This window comes from Bradyrhizobium sp. BRP56, assembly GCF_020194035.1.
Classification (GTDB): Bacteria; Pseudomonadota; Alphaproteobacteria; order Rhizobiales; family Xanthobacteraceae; genus Bradyrhizobium; species Bradyrhizobium australafricanum.
Window position 1 is genome coordinate 14,460 of the sequence record NZ_JADYVV010000068.1, and the last position, 19,364, is coordinate 33,823.

Below are 19,364 nucleotides of genomic sequence, written 5' to 3' on the forward strand. Positions count from 1 at the left end.
TTGCTACGATGGGCGGGTTCGGCCGGCCAGAACCAGGGGGAAGTCATGTCGACCATCGCAGCGGAAGCGACAGTTGCGCGCAAGCCGCTTTACACATCACTGTTCGTGCAGGTGCTTGTCGCGCTGCTGCTCGGCATCGTCATCGGCATGGCCGCGCCCGATTTCGCGATCGGGTTGAAGATATTCAGCGATGCCTTCCTGAAGCTGATCTCGATGATCGTGGCGCCGATCGTGTTCTGCGTCGTCGTGCACGGCATTGCGGGTGCCGGCGACCTCAAGAAGGTCGGCCGGGTCGGCGTCAAGGCGCTGGTCTATTTCGAGGCGATGACGACGGTTGCGCTCGTGGTCGGCCTGCTGCTCGCCTATCTGTTCGGCCCCGGCCACGGCATGAACATCGACACCGCGACGTTGGATGCCAAGGCGCTCGGCAACTATGCCAGCAACGCGCAGAAGCTGAAGGGCGAAGGCATCGGCAGCTTCTTGCTCAACATCATCCCGACCACCTCGTTCGACGCGCTGTCGCGCAACGACGTGCTGCAGGTCTTGTTCTTCGCCATCATCTTCGGTGTCAGCCTGGCACTGGTCGGCGGCGAGAAGGGCGAGAAGATCTCCTCCTTCATCGACGCGGTCTCGACCGTGCTGTTCCGCGCCATGGGCCTGATCGTGCGCTTCGCTCCGATCGGCGTGCTCGGCGCCGTCGCCTATACGGTCGGCAAATACGGCGTCGGTTCGCTGAAGCAGCTGCTGTCGCTGGTCGCGCTGTTCTACGTGTCGGTCGCGATCTTCGTGCTCGGCGTGCTCGGCGCCGTGATGGCGCTCGCCGGCATCAACATTCTCAAGTTCCTCGGCTACCTGCGCGAGGAGCTGATGATCGTGGTCGCCACGGCATCGTCCGACGCGGTGCTGCCGCAGGTGATGCGCAAGCTGGAGCGTTTCGGCGTCAAGGATTCGGTGGTCGGCCTCGTGATCCCGACCGGCTATTCCTTCAACCTCGATGCCTTCTCGATCTACCTGACGCTCGCGGTCGTGTTCATCGCGCAGGCGACCAACACGCCGCTGTCGTTCGGCGACCTGATGCTGGTGCTCGGCGTGTCGCTGATCACCTCGAAGGGTGCGCATGGCGTGCCCGGCTCGGCGATCGTCATCCTGGCGGCGACGCTCAACGCCGTGCCGAGCATCCCGGCGATTGGCCTCGTGCTGGTGCTCTCGGTCGACTGGTTCATCGGCATGGCGCGCGCAGTCGGCAATTTGATCGGCAACTGCGTGGCCACCGTCGTGGTCGCGGCATGGGAAGGTGACCTCGACCGCGACAAGGCCCGTCGCGTGCTCGAAGGCGCCGAGGCGGTTGACGTGACTGCGGGCTGAGCCGCGCGTCCCAAGCCGAGCGGCGTCCCGCGCGTGGCGCGGGGCGCTGACTTACTTGATCAGCCTCAAATACGGTGGCAGTTGCCGGGCCGTCGATTGTTCCAGCACGGGCTCATCCGAAGCGATCATGTCACAGAGGGCTTTCAGCTCGGAATCCGTCACCTTGTGGAGCTCCATCCGAAGCTCGAGGATGGCGAGGGACAACAGCCGTGCCGTCTCCGTGTTCGCCCGGTCGGTCAGGAACGCCTGACATTCCTCCAGCGTTGCAAGCAGCGCCAGCAACCGTTCTTCCGTGTTTGCGACCGGCATATCTTCAACTCCCGAAGCCGCGAGGTAGAGTCGAGGCGTTCCCCTCTTTCGCTTCATTGGCCCCTCCCGCCAGAGTTCGCCGGCTTGTCGTAGGCACACATTTGTTCCAGATGATTGAGAACTTTTGGGCAATTGTCCAGCAACATTCCGAAAGCCTGACTTGGACTTACGTCAAACTCTTGCAAATCGGATGATTCAGTCAAGCACCCGCCGGCCCCTTCTCGACCTCAGGCTGCACTAGCTGGGGTTGCATCCGTGCAACGACGCCCGTACAATATAGTGGCCCGTAGAACTACGGGCGCTGTGCATTGACGCCTATTATGCATGTGCGCAAAATCTGTGTCGATCAAACTCGCGCTAGTTGTGGTTTGGTCAATATTTTGCCAAATGTAGAGGGCGGGGTGTCGACAGACACCTTGGCGCGGTCGACTTCAGGTAGTCGACCGAGTCGGTACTAGGGTGTTTCCTTGCGCGTTTGCGTTTGGATACCATCCCGCGATCTTCCTGGATTTCGTAGTTCAGACGAACTGGCGATCCACTCGAGCTTAACGCGGTACATCATGAACGTGTCCCTGACCCAGCCGGGCCAGGGATTCTCGATTTGAAGGACGGGTCACAAGAATGAACAGATCAGCAGCAAAGAAGATGAAGCAGCGCAGTGCCGGCAAGCCGGACATTGAGTTGGGCAAGCGGATTCGCCTGCGCCGTGTCGAGCAAAAGATCTCGCAGGCCGAACTCGGCGACAAGCTTGGCGTCAGCTTCCAGCAGGTTCAAAAGTACGAGAAGGGCGTCAACCGTGTCGGCGCTGCCCGCCTTCAACAGATCGCGACCGCGCTGGATGTGCCGGTCACCTTCTTCTACGACGGCGACAATAAGGCCCGCGAAGTCGAGAGCCTGCTGTTCCTCGACAGCGCGTTCAGCCTCCGGTTGCTGCGCGCCTACAGCAAGATCAAGGATCAGACGGTGCAACGTCAGCTGGTGTCGCTGATGGAATCGATCGCCGCCAACGAAGACTGAGCGCAGATCGGGTCGCGTCACCGCGAACGCGATCCCACCACACCGCAACGGCCGGTCGTCGGCCGCCGCGGCCGCACACGCCGGTCGGGCCAGGAAGACGTCGAAGCGCTGCCATCGCCGATGGCGGCGCTTTTTCTTGAGGCGCTTCTGTCTTTCAAGATTTTGTGATCCAGGCGGATAGCTTCAATACCCGCCGGATGCACGGTTATGAAGCGGCGACGAGCATCGCGCCATGATCTCACCGCTCCACGTGAGCATGATCTTCGCGCAGGTAGCCGCGCATGCGCGTCGCTCTTTTCAGCTCGCGCTTCGACTGCCCATCTCGCGCAGCGCATGCGCGCGCAATGCGTCGCTATTCTGTCGCGCGGCCAATTGTCGCCCGCACATCAGGCGACCTCATAACTCCCGCATTTCCTCAGTTGAACCGGCGCCGCCAGAACCAAGTGCACGAGCCTGTCTTTTTTGTCGCAGCAACGAAGTGGCCCGCATGGACGTTCTCAGGCTTCAACCAAGGAGATCTCGATGAATATCAAGCTTGCCGTTATTGGACTCGCCGCGCTTGGAAGCGCAGCGTTGATGTCCGGCGCGGCATCCGCGATGCCCAACGGGCTTCCGCAAGCCGGTCACATCGCGGACGAAACGTCCAATGTCGACAAGGTGCGCCAAGTCTGCGATCGCTGGGGCCGCTGCTATTGGCGACCGGGCGCATACGGCTACTACGGACCGCGCCATCACGGATGGCATCATCGTCCGCAATTCCACCATCGCCCGCATCATTACGGGCACCGCCCTCATCACGGCGGACATCATGGTGGCCATCACGGCGGCGGACATCACGGCGGACACCATCGCTAATCATCAGCGAGGGGGCCTTCGGCCCCCTCACCCTTCCGCGCTAGAGCGCTGCCAGCACCGCCTTCGCGACATCGGTCGTGCCGTTGCTGCCGCCGAACTCGAACGGCTTGATGCCGTCGGCGTAGACCTTGTCGACCGCGCGCTCGATCCGCTCGCCGGCCTCGGCGGCGCTTTCGAGTCCATGCTTGTCGGCGAGCCAGTCCAGCATCATCGCGGCCGACAGGATCATCGCGGTCGGATTGGCCTTGCCCTGCCCCATGATGTCGGGCGCCGTGCCATGACACGGCTGAAACACCGCGTAGCGGTCACCGATGTCGGCTGACGGCGCCATGCCCATGCCGCCGATCAGACCGGCGGCGAGATCGGACAGGATGTCGCCGAACATGTTCTCGGTCACCATGACGTCGAAGTCCCACGGACGCTTCACCAGCGCAGCCGCGGTCGCATCGATGTAGAGGTGGTCAGCCCTGACGTCGGGATGACGCTTCGCAGTCTCGTCGAAGATGTTCCGGAAGAATGCGAACGCCTTGAACACGTTCGCCTTGTCGACGCAGGTCAGCCCGCCATTGACCTTGCCGCGCGCCTTGCGGCGTTCGGCGAGCCGGAACGAGAACTCGAACAGCCGCTCGGAGGTGTGGCGCGTGATCACCATCGTCTCGCGCGCCTCGCTGTCGGTGACGACGCCCTTGCCCATCGAGGCGAACAGCCCCTCGGTCGATTCCCGGATCACGACGAGGTCGATGCCCTTCTGGTCGGCGCCGACGATCGTGCTCGATACGCCGGGGATCAATCGCGCGGGCCGCACGCCGGCATAGAGATCGAAGATCATCCGCAATTCGATCTGCGGCGCGATCTCGGTGTTGTCGGGGTAGCGCACCGACGGCAGGCCGCAGGCGCCGAGCAGGATCGCGTCGGCCTCCTCGCACAGCCGGATCGTGCTCTCCGGCATCGACTTGCCGGTTTCCTTGTAATGGCCCGCGCCGGCCGGCGCCTCGGTGAAGCGGAATTTGAGGCCGGCCGACGCCTCGATCTTGCGCAGCACGTCGAGCGCCGGCGCCATCACCTCGGGGCCGATGCCGTCGCCACCGAGGACGGCGATGTGAAGTGCGTTGTTGGCGGACATGAGAATCTCCGGAGCTCAACAGTCATTCCGGGGCGATGCGAAGCATCGAACCCGGAATCTCGAGATTCCGGGTTCACGCTTCGCGTGCCCCGGAATGACGGAAGGGAGACTACGGCGTCAGCACCGCGCGGCCGACCAGCTGGCCCTTCTGCAGGTTGGTCAGCGCCTCGTTCGCCTTTGCCAGCGGCATCGGCGTGACCGGGATCGCCGGAATCTTCTTGGTCCGCACCAGGTCGAGCAGCTCCTGGGTCTCGCGCAGATTGCCGACATAGCTGCCCTGGATGGTGACCGCCTTGATCGGGATCAGCGGCAGCGCCCAGGGCGCGCCGCCGCCGAACAGGCCGACGATCACGAGCTTGCCGCCCTTGGTCAGGCAGTCGAAGCCGAGTTGCGAGGTCTGGGCGTTGCCGACCAGATCGATCGCGGCACGGATCGGCTGGCCGGCCTTCTTGACAAGCTGTTCCAGCGCGTCGGGCGCCTTGCCGTCGACGGTCGCGAGCGCGCCTGCGGCTTCGGCCGCCTCGCACTTCCTGGCGTCGATATCGACCACGATCGCGCCCTTGCCGCCCATCGCCTTCAACAGCGAGAGCGCCATCAGCCCGAGACCGCCGGCGCCGAAGATCACGATCGGTGTGTCGAGATCCTTCTCGACCTTCTTCAGCGCGCTGTAGGTCGTGACACCGGAGCAGGCATAGGGCGCGGCCGTGACGGGATCGAGCCCCTTGAGGTTGAGCAGATACTTCGGATGCGGCACCGTCATGTGGTCGGCGTAGCCGCCGTCGCAATAGACACCGAGCGCATTCGGCTTGATTGCGCACATGTTCTCGTCGCCGCCGAGGCAGGTCGGGCACTTGCCGCAGCCGAGCCAGGGATAGGCCAGCGCGACATCGCCGACCTTGAGGCCGCCCTTGTCGGCGTCCTTGACGTCGGGCCCGAAGGCCACGATCTCGCCGACCGTCTCATGGCCCATCGTGCGCGGCAGCGAGACGCCGCGATCCTTCAGCGACAGCGGCTTGCGGCCGTGGCCGAGATCATAGCCGCCCTCCCAGATGTGCAGATCGCTGTGGCAGACGCCGGCGGCCTTGACCTTGATCAGCACCTGCGTGCCCGACGGCTGCGGCGTCGGCTGATCGACCTCCTTCAAGGGGGCGTTGAAATCGACGACCTGGAAACTCTTCATCGCTGTTCTCCCGTAGCTTGTTCTTGCGGCGGACCTTGCCACGCCTGCCCGTCCGGGACAAACGCGGTGTCGGCCTCCGGATATTTAGATCAGGGGATGATGGCAAGCCGCGAACTGGCCGGGCGCAACCACGCGCAGTTCCGGCACTTCGCTGGCGCAGCGCGCGTCGGCCCGCGGGCAGCGGGTGCGGAAGCGGCAGCCGGAGGGCGGCGCGATCGGCGACGGCGGCTCGCCGACCGGCACGCTTTGGGTCGGGCGGACATCCGGATCCGGCACCGGGATCGCCTCGATCAGCAGCGCGGTATAGGGATGCGCCGGCCGTGCAAACAACTGCTCCGATGGGCCGACCTCGCAGAGCCGGCCGAGATACATCACCGCGACGCGATCCGAGACCGCCTTCACCACGGCAAGGTCATGGGCGATGAACAGCAGGGTCAGGCCGTAGCGCGCCTTCATCTCCTCCAGCAGATTGAGGATCTGGGCGCGGATCGAGACATCGAGCGCGGACACCGGCTCGTCGCAGATCACGAATTCCGGATTGAGCACCAGCGAGCGGGCGATGCAGATGCGCTGGCATTGTCCGCCGGAGAATTCATGCGGCAGACGTCCGCTCACCAACGCCGGATCGAGGCCGACCGCCGACAGCACGTCGCTGACCCGCCGCCGCCGTTCCTCGGGATCCTTGACGCCCGCGATCACCAGCGGCTCGGCGACGATGTCGCCGATCCGCCGCCGCGGATTGAGCGAGGCAATCGGGTCCTGGAAGATCAGCTGCACGCGCCGGCGCATCTTGCGCAGTGGCTCGCCCTTCAGCGTGGTGAGATCGTGCCCATCGAACAGCACCTTGCCGGAGACGGCCTGGCGCAATTGCAGCACCGCGCGGCCAAGGGTGGACTTGCCGCAGCCGGATTCGCCGACCAGCCCCAGCGTCTCGCCGCGCGCGATCTCGAGACTGACATCGGAGACGGCATGGATGGTCTTGCCTCCCACCGAATATTCGACGACGAGGTTTTCCACCTTCATCAGCGGATCGGGTGCTGCCTGCAGCATCATGCGCGGATCCCCGCGGTGATCGGATGGAAGCAGGCGTAGAGATGCTCCGGGGTTTCGGCCCGGCTGAGCTGCGGCTTCTCCGCGCCGCAGCGCTCCGCGGAATAGCGGCAGCGCGGCGAAAACGAGCAGCCCTTGAGCGGCCGGGTCGGATCGGGCGGCCGCCCCGAAATCGCCGGCAGCGGCGTATGCGGCGCGACGTCGAGCTTCGGCAACGCGGCGAGCAGTGCCTCGGTGTAGGGCATCCGCATCTGCTTGAACAATGCCGGCGTCGGCGCGCGTTCGACGACGCGTCCGGCATACATCACCGCGACCTCGTCGGTGCGGCCGGCGACCACGCCGAGGTCATGCGTGATGATGATCATCGCCATGTGACGGCGCTGCTGCTCGCGCGCCAGAAGATCGAGGATCTGCGCCTGGATCGTGACGTCGAGCGCGGTGGTCGGCTCGTCCGCGATCAGGAGCTGTGGCTCGCAGGACAGTGCCACCGCAATCGCGACGCGCTGGCGCATGCCACCGGAGAGCTGGTGCGGATATTGCGCGAGGCGCTGCTCGGGCGCGGGAATGCCGACCGCCGCCAACAGTTCGATGCTGCGCTGCCGGGCCTCGGTGAGATCGAGCTCGAGATGTTCCACAATGGTCTCGATCAGCTGGGTGCCGATGGTCAGCACCGGATTGAGCGAGGTCATCGGGTCCTGGAACACGACCGCGAGCGAGCGACCGCGCAGCTTGCGCAATTTCTCCGCCGGCAGTTTCGTCAGATCCTGCCCGTCGAACATCACGCGGCCGGACAGTTTCGCCTTCTTGGGCAGCAGCTGAAGGATCGCGCGCGACAGCATGGTCTTGCCGCACCCGGACTCGCCGACGATGCCGAGCGTCCTGCCGGCGCCGACGGCGAGATCTACATGATCGACCGCCCGCAGATTGCCGCGCGGCGTCGGCAGGTCGACCACCGCATTCTCGACCGAGAGCAGCGTCCGGCTCATAGCGCCCCCTGCCTAGGATCGGTCAGCGCGCGCATCGTATCGCCGATCAGGTTGAACGAAAGCACGGTCAGGAACATCGCGATCGCCGGAATGAAGGCGAGCCGCGGCGCCACCTCGAGGCTCTCACGGCCCTCCCCGATCATGCTGCCCCAGCTCGAGATCGGCGGCGGCACGCCGAGGCCGAGGAACGACAGCGACCCCTCGACCACGATGGTGACGGCGACGCCGAGCAGGAAGAAGGCGAGCAGCGGCAGCATCACATTGGGCAGCAGCTCGCGCAGCAGGATGCGCGCATGCGTGGCGCCGAGCGCCTGCGCCGCGATGACGAATTCGCGCCGCGCCAGCGACAAGGTCGCCGCCCGCGCCACCCGCATGAAGGCTGGAATGCCGAGCACGCCGAGGATGCAGGTCAGATTGAAGATCGACTGGCCGAGATAGGCGGTGACCGCAAGCGCCAGGATCAGCGGCGGGAACGCCAGCAGCACGTCCATGCTGCCGACCACGAAGGATTCGAAACGGCCGCGGAAATAGCCCGCGAGCATGCCGAGCGCGCCGCCGATCGTGACACCGATCATCGGTGCGCAGAGACCGACGATCAGCGAGATGCGCGCGCCATAGATCAGCCGCGACAGCTCGTCACGGCCGAGACCGTCGGTGCCGAGCCAATGCTCGGCGGAGATCGGCGCCCGCCGCTCCAGCATGTCCATGTCGGTCGGGCTCGGCAGCGGCAGCAGGTCGGCAAAGATCGCGACCGTGAACACCAGCGCCATCCAGCCGATCGCGATCCAGAACAGCATGCCGAGCCCGCGGCGGCGCCGGGCGGGCGTCGCACCGGCCTCTTCCTCGAGGCTGAGCTCAAGCGTGGCCATGGCGGATCCTCGGATCGAGAAGGGCGTAGAGCATGTCGACGATGAAGTTCATGATCACGAAGCCCGCGGCAACCAGCAGCACCACGCCCTGCAGGATGATCAGATCGCGGGTATAGATCGCGCCGACCAGGAGGCGGCCGATCCCCGGCAAGGCGAAGATCGACTCGACGATGACGGCACCACCGATCAGGCGGCCGATATTGATGCCGGTGATGGTGACGAGAGTCAGCGACGACGGCTTCAACGCGTGCACGAACAGGATGCGCGATGGCTTGAGGCCCTTCGCCTTGGCGAGCGCGATATAATCCTCCTGCAGCGCCGCGATCATGTCGGAGCGCAGCACGCGCATGATGCCCGGCCATTCCGCAAGCCCGAGCGTCAGCGCCGGCAGCACCATGAAGCGCAGATTGGCGACCGGGTCCTCGGTGAACGGCACATAGCCGGTCGCCGGCAGCAGGCGCAGCTCTACCGCAAACAGATAGATCAAGAGGATCGCGGACAGGAAGGTCGGCACCGACAGCATGCCGAAGGCCGAGCCGGTCATGAAGCGGTCGAACGCGCTGCCGGCCCTTGCCGCGCAGGCGATCGCGAGCGGCACGCCGATCGCAAGCCCGATCAGCTCGGCCAGGATCATCAGCTCGAACGAGACCGGGACGCGGTCGCTGACAGCCTGCAGCACCGTCTGTCCGGTGCGGAAGGATCGTCCGAAATCACCCTGCAGGATGTGCCACAGCCAGCCGAGGTAGCGCAGCCAGATCGGCTGATCGAGCCCCATGTCGTGACGCAGGGCCGCGACGTTCTCCGGCGTCGCCTGGTCGCCGAGGATCACATAGGCCAGATCGCCGGGCAACAACGAGGCGATCACGAAAGTCAGGACCGAGACCGCGATCAGCACCGGTACCAGGTACAGGAGCCTGCGCGCGACGAAGAACAGCATGAAAGGCTATTCCTTCCAGGCGTCGGAGACGTCGAGCACCCCGTTGAACATCTTCGGCACGCCCTTCACCTTCGCGCTCGAGATTGCGTAGTAGGTGTTCTGGAAAGTCCAGAACCAGATTGCTTCCTTGTTGATCAGGCGGCTGATCGCGCAATAGTCCTCGGTGCGCTGGGCGACGTCGGCCGTGGTCCGCGCATGCTCCAGCAACCGGTCCAGCTCTGGATTGGAGTAGTTCGCGAGCGCCACCGGGCTGCCGGTGTGGAAATTGGCGTACATCTGCGGATCGGGATCGGCGAGATCGACGATGCGCCACGGCGTGAGCTGGAACTGGCGCATGAAGGCGCGCGGTGGAATGGTTGCCTGATCGACCTGCTCGATCTCCATGTTGGCGCCGATACGCTTCCAGAATTGCTGCAGCACCTGGCCGCCGGTGCGGCCGCGCGGCGTCGCCGTGACCAGCATCTTGAATTCGACCGGCTTGCCGTAATCCTTGATCAACGCCTTGGCCTTTTCGACATCGTAGGGCAGCGCGCCGTCATCCTTGCACTTCACCCAAGACCCGTCGCCGTAGGGATTGCTGGCCGGTCGCGCCAGGCCATTGGTAATCGCCTGCGACATCTTCGTGCGGTCGAGCGCCATCACCAGCGCCTGGCGCACGCGTACGTCGTCGAACGGCGGGACCTTGGTGTTGAAGGCGGCGACTGCAGCCCCCGAGCCTTCATAGGTATGCACGGTCAGGCTCGTGTCCTTGCGCGCCCTGATGATGTTGTCGGCATCGGCTTCGTCGTCCCAGATGATGTCGGCCTCGCCCGATTGCAGCGAGGCAAACCGCGACTGTGCATCCGGCAAGGGCTTCAGGACGATGCGGTCGAGATAGGGCTTGCCCTTGTTCCAGTAGTCCGGATTCTTCTCGAGCACCATGCGGTCGCCGGCGGTCCAGGACTTCAGGATGTAGGGACCGGTGCCGACCGGGTTGCGGTTGTAGTCGTCGCCCTTGGTCTTCCATGCGGTCGGCGACTGCATGACGTTGTTGGAGCTTTGAATGGTCTGCGTCGCCGGGAAGTTCACGGCCGGGTCGCTGAAATTATAGACCACCGTCAGGTCGTCGACCGTGTTCACGCTGATGATGTTCGTGATGTAGAAGGCGCAACGGCATTTGTTGGCGGGATCCTTCTGGCGGTCGAAATTCTCCTTCACAGCCTGCGCGTTGAACGGCGTGCCGTCATGGAATTTGACGCCTGGACGGAGCTTGATGGTCCAGGTCTTGAAGTCTTCCGAATGCTCCCACGACAGCGCGAGCTTCGGCTTCACCTCGCCCTTGTCGTCGAGTGTGGTCAGCGTGTCGAAGATTGCGGCCGCCGCGGTATTGGCTGAGGTGTCGTAGACGCCGACCTTGAGCGGGTCGAAGCCGGGAATGTCGAGTTCCTGGCCAACGTTGAGCGTGCCGCCCTGCTTCTGCGCATTGGCCGGTGCAGCGAATGCCGCGGCACTGAATCCCGCCACAAGAAATATGCGCGCAACGGCGTGCGCGCGCCCGACCAGCTTCATCAATGCTCCCTCCCAAGTGGGCGACGTCCGGTGTTCCGGATCGTCGTCTGTTGGGCGGCAGATTGTCCGGAATCGCCGCGCGCGACAAGACCGTAATGCGGATGAAAAGCCGCAGGCTTAATGACGCGCCGTCTTCGCCGGTTGCGCTGCGAAGCCTGCGATCTGATCCTCGGAGAGCCCGATCTCCTTCAGATAGGACAGCGTGTGCTCGCCAAGCGTCGACATCCGCTTGCGCGCACCGACCGCAGCGCCGGACAGGCGGAACGGCAGATTGAGCACCTTGAAGCTGCCGCCGCCGTCCGCAACGTCGGCCAGCGCGCCGCGATGGGCGATTTGCGGATCGGCGAGCGCCTCGCGCACGGTGCGATAGGCCGATGACGGCACGCCATATTCATTGAGTGCGGCAAGGCAGGCCTGCGTGCTGACCGAGCGCGACCACGCCTCCACGCCCTCCATCAGGCCCGCCCAGTTCTCCCGCCGATCGGCATATTTGGCGAAGCGCGTATCGGACACCCAATCGGGACGGCCGATCACCTGCATCAGGTTCTGGAACGTCTTCTCGCTGGCGATCGCCACCATCACGTAGCCGTCGGTGGTTTCGATCGGGCCGAACATCGGGCGCTGGGTTTGCTTCACCTCGAATTGCGACCACTGCAACTCGTTCAGGGTCAGGCTCAGCATCGATTCCAGCATCGAGACGTCGATGTGCTGGCCCTTGCCGCTGGCGGCGCGCTGGTAGAGCGCCGCCGAGATCGCACCGAAGGCGTAAACGCCGGTCAGCACATCGGCGTGGTAGATGCCGCAATAGTCCGGCCGGCTACGGCCCGGCTGATAGGCGAGATGCGCCATCTCGTAGCCCGAGGCGGCATGGATCACCGGCGCATAGGCCGGCAATTCCGCCGACGGGCCGGTCTGACCGTAGCCGGAGATCGAGCAAAAGATCAGTTTTGGATTGATGTCGCGGATAGAGGCATAGTCGAGCTTCAGCCGCCGCATCACGCCGGGACGGAAATTCTCCACCAGCACGTCGGCGGTGGCGATCAGCCGGCGCACGGCTTCGACGCCGGCCGACGACTTCAGGTCGAGCACCAGGCTGTTCTTGCCGATATTGAGCTGGCCGAACGCCGTCGAGCAATTGTTGCGCACCGGCGGCCGCGTTCGCATCGTCTCGCCCTCGGCGGGCTCGATCTTGATTACCTCGGCGCCCATGTCGGCGAGCATCCGCGTGCAATGAGGTCCGGCGATCGTGGTCGAAAAATCGAGCACGCGAAGGCCGTCGAAGCTCCGTGTCAAATTCCCCTCATCGTCAGCGGCTATGGTCGTCGGCAAGGCTTCCTCCACCTTCGTCATTGGTTGTTTGGCGTCGCGTGACCCTAAAGTGAGCCGCCCTGGCAGGAAAGCGTCTCGTCCAGACCGGGAGCGCGGGCCGTCTTGCATTTTACTCAAAGGCAGATTGGACCCGATCTTGCATAGCCCTGTCACGGGCTGGAACGAGGGCGCTTGTTGAAGGTCTTATTCGTCACGACGGAGATGGACGATTTCGTCCGCGTGGGCGGGCTCGCCGCCGTTTCCGCTGCCCTTCCGCGGGCTCTCCGCCCGTGGAGCGACGTCAGGATCATGCTTCCCGGCTACCGGGATGTGGTCGAACAGTTCACGCATATTGAAATCGTTGGGCAATGCCGAGCGCTCGCCGAGATGCCGGCCTGCACGCTCGGGCGTGCGTCGACCAGGGACGGACTTCCGGTCTACGTGCTGCTGTGCCCGCAACTCTACGAGAGGCCGGGCAATCCCTATGGCGATGAGTCCGGTCGCGACTGGCCCGACAACGACATCCGCTTCGGCCGCTTTGCCTCCGCCGCTGCCGAACTTGCAGCCGGGATGCTGGACAAGAATTGGGCAGCGGACCTCGTACACGCCAACGACTGGCAGGCCGCGCTCACACCGGCCTACCTCGCCTGGCGCGGCGCGCGGATCCCCTCGATCCTGACCATCCACAATCTCGCCTATCAGGGCCTGTTTCCGAAGGACTCGCTGCGACGGATCGGCGCACCGGAAAGCTCATTCCACATCGACGGGCTGGAGTTCTACGACAAGCTCTCCTTCCTCAAGGGCGGCCTCGTCTACGCCTCGCATCTGACCACGGTCAGCGCGACCTATGCCAGGGAGATCACGACCGCAGAGCTCGGCTGCGGCCTGGAAGGCCTGCTCCGGGTGCGCTCCGATGCCGACCAGCTGACCGGCATCCTGAACGGCATCGACGAGAGCTGGGATCCGCGCCACTGCGCGCAGCTCGCACAGCCGTTCGGCGCCGGCGACTGGAAGGGCAAGCAGGCCAACGCCGACTATGTCCGCCGCCAGTTCGGCCTTGCGGTCTCGCGCGGGCCGATCTTTGGCCTCGTCGCCCGCCTCGTGCATCAGAAAGGCGTCGACCTCGTGCTGTCGGCCGCCGACGAGATCGTCAGGGACGGCGGACAGATCGTCGTCACCGGCAGCGGCGAGCCGGCCATCGAGGATGCGCTGGTGGCCGCGCATCGCCGCCGGCCCGATGCGATCGGCGTGATCATCGGCTTCAACGATGGGCAGGCGCGCCGAATCTTCGCCGGCAGCGATTTCACCCTGATGCCGTCGCGCTTCGAGCCCTGCGGCCTCAGCCAGATGTATGCGCAGCGCTTCGGCTCGCTGCCGATCGGCCACCAGACCGGCGGGCTTGCGGAAACCATCGCCGACGGCGAGACCGGCTTCCTGTTCGCGCAGCCGTCGGCGGAATCCTTCCTCGGTGGCGTCAGGCGCGCCTTCGACGCCTACCGCGCCAAGGACCGGCTCAACGCCATGCGCTCCAGCGCGATGGCCAAGTCCTACAGCTGGGACCTGTCGGCCGCCTGCTACGGAGCGCTGTACAAACGGCTGGTCATGCCGCGCGTGATGGCGTAGGCGGCCCGCGTCGCGGGCTTGTGAAGCCGGGCGGCTGTGGGATCCCACCGGCCCGGTAACAATCGGGTCATTGCACCGAACCTTTCAGGCGATCACGTCGCCACACGGCTGGACGACGACGCATGCGTGAAATTGCGAATGATGACTTTTGGCCAAACGCGATTGCGATGGAGGAACAGCAAGGACGTCAACGAAGAGCGCCTCAATTCATTCATGGGAAAGATGATCGGCGATGTCGGCGCGGCAATGAACGCCTCGTTGATGCTGCTGGGCGACAAGCTCGGGCTGTACAGGGCCCTCGCGCAGGGCGGGCCGATGAATGCCGCGGCCCTGGCCAAGGCAACAGGAACCGCCGAGCGCTACATCCAGGAGTGGCTGTCGGCGCAGGCGGCCTCCGGCTACATCGAGTACGACAAGCCATCCGGAAAATTCTCGATGCTGCCCGAGCAGGCGCTCGCGCTGGCCGACGAGGACAGCCCGGTCTTCCTCGGCGCCGTCGGAAGCCTGGTCGGCGCGACCTTTCTCGATGAGCCCAAGATTACTGACGCGTTCAAGACCGGCAAGGGCGTCGGCTGGAACAGGCGCAGCGAGTGCCTGTTCTGCGGCACCGCCCGCTTCTTCCGTACCAGCTACAAGCACTATCTGGTGCAGGAATGGCTGCCGACGCTCGAGGGCGTCGTCGACAAGCTGAAGAAGGGCGCTGTCGTCGCCGACGTCGGCTGCGGGCACGGCGTCTCGACGCGATTGATGGCGGAGGCGTTTCCGAAATCAACCTTCTACGGCTTCGACTATCACGACGGCTCGATCGAGGCGGCGCGGAAGTCTGCGCGGGAAGCGGGACTGTCGGACCGCGTTCATTTCGAAACGCATTCCGCCAAGACATTCCCGGCCAAGGGCTATGACCTGGTGTGCTTCTTCGACTGCCTGCACGACATGGGCGATCCGGTCGGCGCCCTTAAGCACACCCGCTCCACCCTCGCCGACGACGGCACCTGCATGCTGATCGAGCCGTTCGCCAACGACCGGCTGGAGGACAACCTCAATCCGATCGGGCGCGTCTACTACGCCGCCTCGACGATGATCTGCACGCCGGCGTCGCTGGACCAGGAGGTCGGGCTCGCGCTCGGCGCGCAGGCCGGAGAGGCAAGACTGCGCGAGGTGGCGCGCCAGGGCGGCTTCTCGCGGTTCCGCCGCGCCGCGGAGACGCCGTTCAACCTGATCCTGGAAGCTCGCCCGTAAGATGGGCAACCGCACAATGCGATTGGGCGGCGGCATCACGCCGCCGCCCAACGCTGCAATGCCGATCTGACGCCGCGGCCGCTCGTTGCGGCCTGCGTCCTCGACGCTCCGTTACCAGTCCTGTTGCGATTGCCAGAAGTACTGGCCGCCGCGCCGGCGCGGATTGGCCGCTTGCGGATTGCCGTAAATCTGGGGATTGCCGTACTGGGGATTGCTGTATTGGGGACTGCCATACGGGGTGCCGTATTGGGTGCCCGATTGGGGATTCCAGCTGCGCTGAGAGAAGAAGCCGAAACCGTCGTCGTCCCTGCTCGCAACCATGTCGTCGGTCATCATGGGCCGGGTCGGCTTGCGCGTGATGAAACCACCCTGGGGCTGGTTGCTCAGAACGGCGACGAACTCGGTGCGATAGTTGGTCTCGGCGCTCAACGGCTCGTCCGAGATGATAATCGAAGAGCGCGCAACGGCGGTCGGCGCGATGCGATCCAGCACATCCTGCGGGATGGTGACACGATCGAGCGCATTCCTGGCGTTGTCTCCGTCGTCGATCGTCACCTGGGTCCAGCGCAGGCCGCCCGCGTCGTTGCGCGCCATCGCCGTGTAGATATGCGTGCCGATCGGTTTGTCCGGATCGCGGATCGTGACCGGAACCTCGATGCTTGAATCGAACACCTCGCCGCCATCCGCCCATGGCTTATGGGTGTTGCGGCGGACGTAAAGCTTCTGCGTTGCACGGCTGATGTAGACGGACACCGGCTCGAGCGCGAGCTTCGCCTCGGTCGCCGCCTTCTGGGTATCCGCTTTCTTGGTTTCGGCCGCCTTGGCGGCGTCCTTGGCGGCGGCTGCAGCGTCGAGCTTCGGCTTGGCGTCGCCCTGGGCGGCCTCGAACTGCGCGGTCGCTTCCGCGGCCTTGGCCACCGCCTTCTGCTTCAGATCCTCGGCGCGCGCCTTGGCCTGGTCGGTCTTTGCATTAGCGAGCGTCTTGTCGGCCGACGCAACCGCAGCGTCGGCACGGGTCTTGATCTGTTGCAATTTGCGCAGCGACGCAGGCGTGAACAGTGCGGCCTCCTTGGTCGCGGCTATCGAAGCCTTCTTCGCCTCGTCGGCTGCCTTGGCGGCATCCGCGGCCTCGCGGCTGAGCTTCTCGGCGCGCGCCGGAGCTGCCGCAATGGCTTGCGCGTTCGGCACGAACAGCGCCGGATGGGTGAAATCGACCGGGGCCGGATCGTTCGGCGCGATGATCACCCGCATCCCGATCCGGGTCTTGTCGAACAGCTTCTCGGCAAAATCGTAGGGCATCCGCACGCAGCCGTGGGAGGCCGCATATCCCGGCAGCGGCCCGCCATGCAGCGCGATGCCGTTCCAGGTGATGCGCTGCATGTTGGGCATCCAGGCATCGTCATACAGGGTTGAGTGGTGGTCCTTGTCCTTCTCGATCAGCGCAAAGACGCCGGCCGGCGTCTCGCGTCCCTTGACGCCGCTCGACACCGGCGCACGGTAGATCCAGCCCTCGGCGTCGTAGAGCGTCACCTTCTGGGCCTTGATCGACACGATCGCCATGATCGGCTCGCCAGCGGTGCGCGGCGCGGTCGCCTCGACGGCTGCCGCGGGACGCTGCTCTTTCGCCGCGACGCCACCGGTCAGTGACGCAAGTGTGACCATCGCTGCGAAAGTCACAAAGGCGGGTTGGCCCCAACGCCGCATCGCTCCGGTGGTTTGCGCCGTCGTCGTTCGATGTACCATGCCGCTCCTCGGTCGAAATGCCTGCCCGCGCTCCGTCAATCCCGTACCAGACCGCGATTTTGGATTGATTAATCGCCGCCACGGTCCAACGCGCGAACTCGCTCCTGGGGACCATCGGGCTCGTTCCAGCAGCAAATCACTTATGTATTTACTCATATATGACGGCACATGCAGGAGAAAGTGTGCCGCGCAGCAAAACCGACCGGTAGCCGTATCCCAGTCTGGTCGGTGGCGGCCAATGGTGCCGCGGTTGCGCCCTGCCATCATGCCGTCCGCCGCGTCTCCGGCATCACCAGCCAGATCACGAACAGCCCGAATGCGGCGATCCCGGCGAGGCCCATGAAGGCCGTGCTGCTGCCGAGCTTGTCGCTGACATAGCCGGCCAGCACCGTGCTGAGCGACGCGCCAATGCCGACCGCGGTGCCGACAATGCCCTGCGCCAGGTTGAAATGGCCGCTGCCGAAGGCGATGTCGGCCACGATCAGCGGCACCATTACGCTGAAGATCGCCGCGGTGATGCCGTCGAAAATCTGCACCATGACCAGCACATAGGGGTCACGCACCGTCGCGAACAACAGGCCGCGGATCGCCAGCGCGGCGAATGCGATCAACAGCAGCGGCCGCCGCCCCCAGGCCTGGGCCTTGCGGCCGACCGACGGCGAGGACAGCGCGACGATCGCCTGCGGCACAATGATGCAGGCAGCGATCAGGACCGGCGCCCATTGGCTCGACCGTGTCGTCACCACGCCCGCCATCAAGGGCAGCATCGCGGCATTGGCGAGCTGGAACAGCATCATCGCGCCGGCAAAGATCAGGAGCGGCCGCTGCCGCACCAGGCTGACGACGCTGGTGGCGCGCTTGTCGGGGACTTCCCGTTTCACCTCGCCATGGGCCTGCGCGATGTCGATCTCGCGCTCGCGGATCCGCGCCAGTGACAACAGCGTCGGGATCGCCAAGATGAAAGTGACGAGGAACACTGAGCGGCTCGACAGCAGATAGCCGCAGGCGCCCATCAGTGCCGCGGCCGAGCCGCTGCCGAGCGAGGCGAAGCGCGCATTGCGGCCGAGCCGCTCGCCGATCGCAAGCGGCCCGACCAGGCCGAGGCTGATCGCGGCGATCGCCGGGCCAAGCACGCAGCTTGCGAGCGCGTGCAGCGTCGCGGCGAGCGTCACCACGGGAAAGATCGGCCAGAGCGCATAGGCCAGCGCGCTGGCGCCGATCGCGGCCACCGCACAGCCCGCAACGACCCGCTCGGAGCGCGCCGCATCGACGATCGCCCCGCCGGGCATCTGGCCCAAGAGGCCGATAATGCCGCCGATCGAGAGCACGAAGCCGATCTCGACCTGGGTCCATTTCTGCGTCGTCAGATAGACCGCGACGAACGGGCCGAAGCCGGTCTGCACGTCGGCCAGGAAGAAGATGAACCAGTCGAGGCCGCGCTGGCTTTCCCGCGACGGCCCGCGCGGTTCCTCCGGAGTGGGCTGATCGGGGACAATTGACACAACGTTGGTGCTGCCGGCTGATCGCTCGCCACGATCGTCGCCAACCGTCTCTAAAGAAGAGTTCGGACGCGCGACCAGCTCTACCCCCCTAATGTTCGTAATCCCATGGATGCAGGCTTCCCGCCGCGCCCAGCACGATCAGCGGCGTATCTTCCTTGTACTCGGGCGCAGCGCTCACCTGCTGCTTGTTGAGGTCCAGCGTGATGCTGTCGCTCTTGCTGGAAACACCGGCAAAACGCAGCGCGTTCCAATCGACCACGATCTTGCGGCTGCCGACGCCGAGGAAGCCGCCGAAATCGATCACTGCGGCGCGGACCTTGCCGTCGCGGTCGACAATGACGTCGACGATACGGCCCATGTTCTCATTGGCGGAACTGCGAACGTCGCGCCCGAGAATGCCGTGCGCATCGCGAGCACCGATCACGGTCACCGACGGCGGCGGCGACGGTTCCTTGGATGGTTCCTTGGACGATTCCTTTGAGGGCTCCTTCGCTTGCTCCTTCGGCGTCGCAGAGGCTGCTGGCGGCGCCTGGGCTGCCGGCGGCGCAGGAGTTGCTGGCGTTGCTGGCGGCGCCTGCACGGCCGGCGGCGATGGTGTCGGCGCCGGCGCTTCGTCGTCGGCGGCGCGGACACCCGCGCATGTCAGCAGCGCCGCTGCGACCAGCATCATCATCATCCTCGGACGCATGTTACTCTCCCCGCGATTTCCG

The 19,364-nt window shown here is 65.1% G+C and carries 17 protein-coding genes; 5 read left to right on the forward strand and 12 right to left on the reverse strand.

Going from position 1 to position 19,364, the window contains the following annotated elements; all coding sequences use genetic code 11:
* The first annotated feature begins 45 nt into the window (after positions 1-45).
* Positions 46-1,365, forward strand: a complete 1,320-nt coding sequence (locus I6F38_RS34410; protein ID WP_225163551.1) for a dicarboxylate/amino acid:cation symporter — start codon at positions 46-48, stop codon at positions 1,363-1,365.
* Between the two features lie 51 nt (positions 1,366-1,416).
* Here I6F38_RS34410 and I6F38_RS34415 read toward each other — a convergent pair whose 3' ends face one another.
* On the reverse strand, positions 1,417-1,674 hold the full coding sequence (locus tag I6F38_RS34415) for a hypothetical protein (RefSeq protein ID WP_057017519.1): 258 nt from the start codon (positions 1,672-1,674) through the stop codon (positions 1,417-1,419).
* 621 nt (positions 1,675-2,295) lie between these two features.
* Between I6F38_RS34415 and I6F38_RS34420 the strand changes: the two genes are divergently transcribed.
* Complete coding sequence (locus tag I6F38_RS34420; protein ID WP_016844123.1) at positions 2,296-2,691, forward strand: helix-turn-helix transcriptional regulator; 396 nt, start codon at positions 2,296-2,298, stop codon at positions 2,689-2,691.
* Positions 2,692-3,213: 522 nt separating this feature from the next.
* Positions 3,214-3,546 carry a hypothetical protein gene (locus tag I6F38_RS34425; protein WP_157347619.1) on the forward strand — a complete coding sequence of 111 codons (333 nt, stop codon included), beginning with the start codon at positions 3,214-3,216 and terminating at the stop codon, positions 3,544-3,546.
* Positions 3,547-3,586: 40 nt separating this feature from the next.
* Here the strand turns inward: I6F38_RS34425 and I6F38_RS34430 are convergent, their stop codons facing one another.
* The 8 genes from I6F38_RS34430 to I6F38_RS34465 form a co-directional block, all read right to left on the reverse strand.
* Positions 3,587-4,669, reverse strand: a complete 1,083-nt coding sequence (locus I6F38_RS34430) for an isocitrate/isopropylmalate dehydrogenase family protein (protein WP_225163552.1) — start codon at positions 4,667-4,669, stop codon at positions 3,587-3,589.
* Positions 4,670-4,778: 109 nt separating this feature from the next.
* Positions 4,779-5,849, reverse strand: coding sequence for an alcohol dehydrogenase (locus tag I6F38_RS34435; protein ID WP_225163553.1), 1,071 nt, complete (start codon positions 5,847-5,849; stop codon positions 4,779-4,781).
* A gap of 84 nt (positions 5,850-5,933) precedes the next feature.
* Positions 5,934-6,902, reverse strand: a complete 969-nt coding sequence (locus I6F38_RS34440; protein ID WP_057017523.1) for an oligopeptide/dipeptide ABC transporter ATP-binding protein — start codon at positions 6,900-6,902, stop codon at positions 5,934-5,936.
* Entirely contained in the window at positions 6,899-7,885 is a 987-nt protein-coding gene (locus I6F38_RS34445) for an ABC transporter ATP-binding protein (protein ID WP_225163554.1), read from the reverse strand. Before I6F38_RS34445 ends, I6F38_RS34440 begins: the two co-directional genes overlap by 4 nt.
* A complete protein-coding gene (locus I6F38_RS34450) occupies positions 7,882-8,754 on the reverse strand; it encodes an ABC transporter permease (RefSeq protein ID WP_092082680.1) in 873 nt (290 codons plus the stop codon). The genes I6F38_RS34445 and I6F38_RS34450 overlap by 4 nt, the downstream gene beginning before the upstream one ends.
* On the reverse strand, positions 8,741-9,691 hold the full coding sequence (locus I6F38_RS34455; protein WP_225163555.1) for an ABC transporter permease: 951 nt from the start codon (positions 9,689-9,691) through the stop codon (positions 8,741-8,743). Before I6F38_RS34455 ends, I6F38_RS34450 begins: the two co-directional genes overlap by 14 nt.
* Positions 9,692-9,697: 6 nt before the next feature.
* Entirely contained in the window at positions 9,698-11,239 is a 1,542-nt protein-coding gene (locus I6F38_RS34460; RefSeq protein ID WP_092082772.1) for an ABC transporter substrate-binding protein, read from the reverse strand.
* Positions 11,240-11,356: 117 nt separating this feature from the next.
* Positions 11,357-12,589: a CoA transferase gene (locus I6F38_RS34465; RefSeq protein ID WP_225163556.1), complete on the reverse strand. Its 1,233-nt coding sequence runs from the start codon at positions 12,587-12,589 to the stop codon at positions 11,357-11,359.
* Between the two features lie 153 nt (positions 12,590-12,742).
* Between I6F38_RS34465 and glgA the strand changes: the two genes are divergently transcribed.
* Together glgA and I6F38_RS34475 are read left to right on the forward strand one after the other, a co-directional pair.
* Positions 12,743-14,170: a glycogen synthase GlgA gene (glgA, locus tag I6F38_RS34470; protein ID WP_225163557.1), complete on the forward strand. Its 1,428-nt coding sequence runs from the start codon at positions 12,743-12,745 to the stop codon at positions 14,168-14,170.
* Positions 14,171-14,311: 141 nt separating this feature from the next.
* Positions 14,312-15,409 carry a class I SAM-dependent methyltransferase gene (locus I6F38_RS34475; RefSeq protein ID WP_225163574.1) on the forward strand — a complete coding sequence of 366 codons (1,098 nt, stop codon included), beginning with the start codon at positions 14,312-14,314 and terminating at the stop codon, positions 15,407-15,409.
* A 111-nt stretch (positions 15,410-15,520) separates the two neighbouring features.
* Here the strand turns inward: I6F38_RS34475 and I6F38_RS34480 are convergent, their stop codons facing one another.
* From I6F38_RS34480 to I6F38_RS34490, 3 genes are all read right to left on the reverse strand, one after another.
* Positions 15,521-17,152 (reverse strand): L,D-transpeptidase, encoded by a 1,632-nt coding sequence (locus tag I6F38_RS34480; RefSeq protein ID WP_225163558.1) that lies wholly within the window; start codon positions 17,150-17,152, stop codon positions 15,521-15,523.
* A 263-nt stretch (positions 17,153-17,415) separates the two neighbouring features.
* The gene (locus I6F38_RS34485; RefSeq protein ID WP_225163559.1) at positions 17,416-18,654 is read right to left on the reverse strand and encodes an MFS transporter; all 1,239 of its coding nucleotides are present in this window, start codon (positions 18,652-18,654) and stop codon (positions 17,416-17,418) included.
* A gap of 88 nt (positions 18,655-18,742) precedes the next feature.
* Positions 18,743-19,342, reverse strand: a complete 600-nt coding sequence (locus tag I6F38_RS34490; RefSeq protein WP_225163560.1) for a PRC-barrel domain-containing protein — start codon at positions 19,340-19,342, stop codon at positions 18,743-18,745.
* Positions 19,343-19,364: the final 22 nt, after the last annotated feature.